This is a genomic window from Streptomyces pseudoechinosporeus (genome assembly GCF_054783935.1).
Genome location: NZ_BAAGPS010000005.1, coordinates 175950 through 182520 on the forward strand (window position 1 = coordinate 175950; position 6571 = coordinate 182520).

4 protein-coding genes are annotated in these 6571 nt (G+C 68.9%); 1 reads left to right on the forward strand and 3 read right to left on the reverse strand.

Annotated elements, in window-relative coordinates:
- Positions 1–185: 185 nt before the first annotated feature.
- The 3 genes from ACYVO6_RS07430 to bldG all read right to left on the reverse strand — a co-directional run bounded on the left by ACYVO6_RS07430 (position 186) and on the right by bldG (position 3838).
- Positions 186–2588, reverse strand: a complete 2403-nt coding sequence (locus tag ACYVO6_RS07430; RefSeq protein WP_461058522.1) for a sodium-translocating pyrophosphatase — start codon at positions 2586–2588, stop codon at positions 186–188.
- A gap of 321 nt (positions 2589–2909) precedes the next feature.
- A complete protein-coding gene (locus tag ACYVO6_RS07435) occupies positions 2910–3353 on the reverse strand; it encodes an ATP-binding protein (protein WP_461058524.1) in 444 nt (147 codons plus the stop codon).
- A 143-nt stretch (positions 3354–3496) separates the two neighbouring features.
- The gene (gene bldG / locus ACYVO6_RS07440; RefSeq protein WP_003975386.1) at positions 3497–3838 is read right to left on the reverse strand and encodes an anti-sigma factor antagonist BldG; all 342 of its coding nucleotides are present in this window, start codon (positions 3836–3838) and stop codon (positions 3497–3499) included.
- A gap of 80 nt (positions 3839–3918) precedes the next feature.
- On the opposite strand from bldG, the gene ACYVO6_RS07445 reads away from it, so the two are divergent.
- Positions 3919–6426, forward strand: a complete 2508-nt coding sequence (locus ACYVO6_RS07445) for a DEAD/DEAH box helicase (RefSeq protein WP_461058526.1) — start codon at positions 3919–3921, stop codon at positions 6424–6426.
- Positions 6427–6571: the final 145 nt, after the last annotated feature.

Genomic DNA, 6571 nt, shown 5'->3' on the forward strand with positions numbered 1-6571 from the left:
GGACGACACCCGCGAGACGAACGTCTGATTTGTCAAATATTGTAGCCATTTGCGCCAAGCGAGAGAAGGCTCACGACCCCGGTGTGAACACCCGAGAGCGGGCGAGCGGCACGTCAAAACGCGCCGTCCGCCCGCTCGTTGAGCGGAACCTGACCAGCCGTAAGGCCAAGCCGTGGAGCAATCGCCTACGAAACCACCGCCGCATCCGCCGACTTGGAGACCGGCTCGGAGTCGTCTTCGTCACCCACGGCGATCCCGCGCCGCTTGGACACGTACACCGCGCCCACGATGACAGCGAGCGAGAGCACCGAGATGAGCACGCGCATGCCCACGCTCTTGTCCTCCCCGTACGAGAACTTGACGACCGCGGGCGCGATGAGCAACGCCACCAGGTTCATCACCTTCAGCAGGGGGTTGATCGCGGGTCCCGCGGTGTCCTTGAAGGGGTCGCCGACCGTGTCGCCGATCACCGTCGCGGCATGGGCCTCACTGCCCTTGCCACCGTGGTGACCGTCCTCGACGAGCTTCTTCGCGTTGTCCCACGCACCGCCGGAGTTGGCGAGGAAGACCGCCATCAGCGTGCCCGTGCCGATCGCGCCCGCGAGGAACGAGCCGAGCGCACCGACCCCGAGCGTGAACCCGATCGCGATCGGCGTCAGCACGGCGAGCAGACCCGGTGTGGCCAGCTCGCGCAGCGCGTCCTTGGTGCAGATGTCGACGACGCGCCCGTACTCGGGCTTCTCGGTGTAGTCCATGATCCCGGGGTGCTCGCGGAACTGCCGCCGCACCTCGTAGACCACGGCCCCCGCGGACCGCGAGACCGCGTTGATCGCCAGCCCCGAGAAGAGGAAGACGACCGCGGCGCCCGCGATGAGCCCGACCAGGTTGTTGGGCTGCGAGATGTCCATCATCAGGTTCAGCGGCGCGTCCTCGCCGGTGACCGTCTCGCCCACTTCGTTCGCGGCCGTGAGGATCGCGTCACGGTACGAGCCGAAGAGCGCCGAGGCCGCGAGTACGGCGGTGGCGATGGCGATGCCCTTGGTGATGGCCTTGGTGGTGTTGCCGACGGCGTCCAGGTCGGTGAGCACCTGCGCGCCTGAGCCCGTGACGTCACCGGACATCTCGGCGATGCCCTGCGCATTGTCGGAGACCGGCCCGAAGGTGTCCATGGCGACGATGACGCCGACTGTGGTGAGCAGCCCGGTACCGGCCAGCGCTACGGCGAAGAGCGCCAGCATGATCGACGTACCGCCGAGCAGGAACGCCCCGTACACGCCGAGCCCGATCAGCAGGGCGGTGTACACGGCCGATTCGAGACCGACGGAGATACCGGCGAGGATGACGGTGGCCGGGCCGGTCAGCGAGGTCTTGCCGATGTCCCTGACGGGACGGCGGGTGGTCTCGGTGAAGTAGCCGGTCAGCTGCTGGATCAGCGCGGCCATCACAATGCCGATCGCGACGGCGACGAGCGCGAGGATCCGCGGGTCGCCGCCCTTGTCGAGGATTTCCGTGTCCGCGCCCTCCAGCTCCGCGTACGAGGACGGGAGGTAGACGAAGACGGCCGCGGCCACCAGCACGAGCGAGATCACCGCGGAGATGAAGAAGCCGCGGTTGATGGCGCTCATGCCGCTTCGGTCGGCCCGGCGCGGGGCCACCGCGAAGATGCCGATCATCGCCGTGATCACGCCGATCGCGGGCACGATCAGCGGGAAGCCGAGCCCGAAGTCGCCGAACGCCGCGCTGCCGAGGATCAGCGCGGCGACGAGCGTGACGGCGTACGACTCGAAGAGGTCGGCGGCCATGCCGGCGCAGTCGCCGACGTTGTCGCCCACGTTGTCGGCGATGGTCGCGGCATTGCGCGGATCGTCCTCCGGAATGCCCTGCTCGACCTTGCCGACCAGGTCGGCGCCGACGTCGGCGGCCTTGGTGAAGATGCCGCCGCCGACACGCATGAACATGGCGATCAGCGCGGCGCCGAGACCGAAGCCCTCCAGGACCTTCGGCGCATCGGCCGCGTACACCAGCACCACACAGGAGGCGCCCAGCAGACCGAGCCCCACCGTGAACATGCCGACGACGCCGCCCGTGCGGAAAGCGATCTTCATTGCTTTGTGCGAGACGGCGGTGAGATCCTTTTCGGGTTCGCCTTCCGCCGGGGTCGCTTCCCGTGCCGCGGCGGCCACGCGGACATTGCTGCGTACGGCGAGCCACATGCCGATATAGCCGGTGGTCGCCGAGAACGCCGCGCCGATCAAGAAGAAGACCGATCGTCCGGCGCGCTGATTCCAGTCGTCCGCGGGCAGCAGCATGAGCAGGAAGAACACCACGACGGCGAATACGCCGAGGGTGCGCAACTGGCGCGTCAGATAGGCGTTTGCGCCTTCCTGAACCGCCGCCGCGATCTTCTTCATGCTGTCGGTGCCCTCGCCGGCCGCGAGCACCTGGCGGACCAGGATCCCGGCGACGACAAGCGCCGCAAGGGCGACGGCCGCGATGACCATCACGATGAGGCGGTTGTCGTCGGTCAGTACTGCGGCTGCGAAGGTTGTGGGCTGGTCAAACTGATGAGGGGTAGAAAGCCCCGCCATTCGTCCTCCTTGACGCTTGGGCTGAGCTCAAGATGTGGACGGATTGTAGGTACCGGAACCTGATCAAAACAGTGCGCGGTAAGCGGAATCGGCCTTCACATGCTCTTGAGTAAATGATCCACGGACCCTCATGGAACCCGAAAGTGGTAATGCCCCAAAAGCATTGACGCTTGATCCGTTGACGCGCGACAGGCAGTAAACCCGATCATAAGGCTGATCGTGAATTCATTCACGATAACGCGTGCGCAATCCGCGCGCACGAGCGCGCACGAGAAAGGGCCCCGCTGAGCAGGGCCCTTTCCGTACTGCGTGGGTGAGGGGTCAGGGGACGAGCGTGGCCGGCGGCGTGGTGGGCCAGCTCATCCTGATCAGTCCGCCGTTCTCACCGGCGGTGACCTCCACGTCGTCGACGAGACCGCTGATGACCGCGAGACCCATCTCGTCCTCCTCGGTCTCCGCGTCCGACTCGGCGGCTCCGCTATGGGCGCCCGGCACCTTGTCGCCGGGAGCCGTATGCGACGCCTCGTCGCCGACCTCGATGGAGAACTGCTTCTCCTCCTCGATCAGCAGCACCCGCACCGGCGCCGAGATACCGCCGGTCTGGTGCAGTCCGACGGCCCGCGTACAGGCCTCGCCGACGGCGAGCCTGACCTCGTCGAGGACGGCCTCGTCCACTCCGGCCCTGCGCGCCACCGCTGCCGCCACCAGTCGGGCGGTCCTGACGTGCTCGGGCAGCGCGCTGAAGCGGAGTTCAACGGTGGCCATGCATCCCCCTCGGAACTACGGGCGTGCTGTCAGGGGGCCGGGCCGCCAAGGCCCGAACCCCCCTCGTTGACTTCTTCCGTCCCGGGCACACGGCCCGGAACCGGCCTTCGGCCAAGGGCCGCTCGGTCACGACCGAGGACCGCTCAGTCCGTGGCCGCTACCGCTTCCTCGACCGAGGTGTGAATCGGGAACACCTTGGTGAGACCGGTGATGCGGAAGATCTTCAGAATGCGCTCCTGGTTGCAGACCAGTCGCAGCGAGCCCTCGTGGGCGCGCACCCGCTTCAGGCCGCCTACCAGCACGCCGAGCCCGGTGGAGTCGAGGAAGTCCACGCCCTCCATGTCGACGACAAGGTGAAAACTGCCGTCATTCACCAGCTCGACCAGCTGCTCGCGCAGCTTGGGCGCGGTATATACATCGATTTCGCCACCGACTTCGACGACCGTACGATCGCCAACGGTACGTGTCGACAGGGACAGGTCCACGGATCCTCCAGCACCTTGCTATCGAGCGGTCGCCCCTCGGGACACCTCGGCGGAGTCCCCGGGACTGTTCGCCAGCCGCGATGGCATTCAATCACTTACCGGCAGGCGTGCACGACGCCTTAGGCCCATTGTCCGTCACGCCAGTGACACACTCGATGCCGATGGCCAAGAATCCCCAGTCCGATCGACCCCCGACGGACACCGCATCCCGACCCACTCCGGGCACGGTTCTGGACCGGCTCGCCTCGGGGCCGAGCCGGGCTTCGCGCATCACTCATACGGAGCACTTGCCCCCGCGCGTGGGCCGCCATGCCGTCTGGCCCGACCGGATCCGCTCCGAGGTCATCGCGGCGGTGCAGGCCACGGGCATCGAGCACCCCTGGGCCCACCAGGCACAAGCAGCCGAGCACGCTCTGGACGGCGACTCCGTGATCGTCGCCACAGGCACAGCCTCGGGCAAGTCGCTGGCGTATCTCGTCCCGGTGCTGTCATGTCTGCTCGACGGATCCGAAGCTCCGAACGGCCGTGGTGCGACCTCCCTCTACCTCGCCCCGACCAAGGCCCTCGCGGCGGATCAGTGCCGAGCCGTGAAGGAAATTTCACATCCTCTGGGCAACGCGGTGCGTCCCGCCGTCTACGACGGGGACACTCCCGTCGAGGAACGCGAGTGGGTACGCCAGTACGCCAACTACGTCCTGACCAACCCCGACATGCTGCACCGCGGGATACTGCCCTCCCACCCCCGCTGGTCCTCCTTCCTGCGCGCTCTGCGCTATGTCGTCATCGACGAGTGCCACACCTACCGCGGCGTCTTCGGCTCGCATGTCGCCCAGGTGCTGCGCCGACTGCGCCGCCTGTGCGCGCGGTACGGCTCCTCGCCCGTCTTCCTGCTGGCCTCCGCGACCGCCGCCGAGCCATCGGTGGCCGCTCGCCGGCTGACCGGCCTCCCGGTCGTCGAGGTCGCGGACGACGCCTCACCGCGCGGCGAACTGGTGTTCGCCCTCTGGGAGCCCCCGCTCACCGAATTCCACGGCGAGAAGGGCGCCCCCGTCCGCCGTACCGCCACCGCCGAGACCGCGGACCTCCTCACCGACCTGACCGTGCAGGGCGTCCGCTCGGTCGCCTTCGTACGCTCCCGCCGGGGCGCCGAGCTGATCTCGATGATCGCCCAGGAACGGCTCGCCGAGATCGACCGCTCCCTGGCCCGGCGCGTGGCCGCGTACCGCGGCGGCTACCTCCCCGAGGAACGCCGCGCCCTCGAGCAGGCCCTCCACTCCGGCGAACTCCTCGGCCTCGCTGCCACCACCGCCCTCGAACTCGGCATCGACGTCTCCGGTTTGGACGCCGTCGTCATCGCCGGCTATCCCGGCACGAGGGCCTCGCTGTGGCAGCAGGCGGGCCGCGCCGGACGCTCCGGGCAGGGCGCCCTCGCGGTCCTGGTGGCCCGCGACGACCCACTGGACACGTTCCTCGTCCACCACCCGGAGGCCCTGTTCGACCAGCCGGTGGAGTCCACCGTCCTCGACCCCGACAATCCGTACGTCCTCGCGCCCCACCTGTGCGCCGCCGCAGCCGAACTGCCTCTGACGGACGAGGACCTGCCGCTCTTCGGCCCGGCCGCCGCCGATCTGCTTCCGCAGCTGGAAGCCGCGAAGCTGCTGCGCCGCCGTACGAAGGCATGGCACTGGACGCGCCGGGAACGAGCCGCCGACCTCACGGACATCCGCGGCGGGGGCGGCAATCCGGTACAGGTCGTCGAGGCCGGTTCGGGCCGGCTGCTGGGCACGGTCGACGCCGGCGCCGCGCACACCAGCGTCCACGACGGGGCGGTCCACCTCCACCAGGGCCGCACGTACCTGGTGAAGGAACTGGACCTCGAGGACTCAGTCGCCCTAGTCGAGGAGGCCAACCCGCCGTATTCGACGGTCGCCCGCGACACCACGGCCATCTCCGTCCTGGAAACGGACGTCGAAGTCCCCTGGGGCGAGGGCCGGTTGTGCTACGGCTCCGTCGAGGTCACCAACCAAGTCGTCTCCTTCCTGCGTCGTCGTGTCATCACCGGCGAAGTGCTCGGCGAGACGAAACTCGACCTCCCTCCTCGTACGCTCCGCACACGCGCCGTGTGGTGGACGGTCACCGAGGACCAGCTCGACGCCGCCCGCGTGACCCCGGAGATCCTCGGCGGCGCCCTGCACGCCGCCGAACACGCGTCGATCGGCATGCTCCCGCTGTTCGCCACCTGCGACCGCTGGGACATCGGCGGCGTCTCCATCCCCCTGCACCCGGACACCCTCCTCCCGACGGTCTTCGTGTACGACGGCCACCCCGGCGGGGCGGGCTTCGCCGAGCGCGCCTTCCACACGGCTCGCGAGTGGCTCACGGCCACCCGCCAGGCCATCGCCTCCTGCGAGTGCGAGGCCGGTTGCCCGTCCTGCATCCAGTCCCCCAAGTGCGGCAACGGCAACGACCCACTGCACAAGCGGGGGGCTGTGCGATTGCTGACGGTTCTGCTGCGGGGGGCTCCGGAGGGACGGGAGGCCGGGGCCGCCTCGGGGGCGGGAGCCGGAGGTGAGGGGGCGGAGGGGTAGGTCGGGGCGGAGGGGTGGGGCGGCGAGAGTGTCGGCTTCCGGCCGCCGGCTCAAGCTAGGCGCCTGGGTCGGCGGGAGGCTGCCGGGCTCTACGGGAGGCTGCCGGGCCATGACGTCACCTCCGCTGCGGAGTCGTCCTCGCTCC

Excerpts from the sequence above, each read along its gene's own strand:
- ACYVO6_RS07445 (WP_461058526.1), top strand. The coding sequence starts at position 3,919 with ATGGCATTCAATCACTTACCGGCAGGCGTGCACGACGCCTTAGGCCCA.
- ACYVO6_RS07430 (WP_461058522.1), bottom strand. The coding sequence starts at position 2,588 with ATGGCGGGGCTTTCTACCCCTCATCAGTTTGACCAGCCCACAACCTTC.
- ACYVO6_RS07435 (WP_461058524.1), bottom strand. The coding sequence starts at position 3,353 with ATGGCCACCGTTGAACTCCGCTTCAGCGCGCTGCCCGAGCACGTCAGG.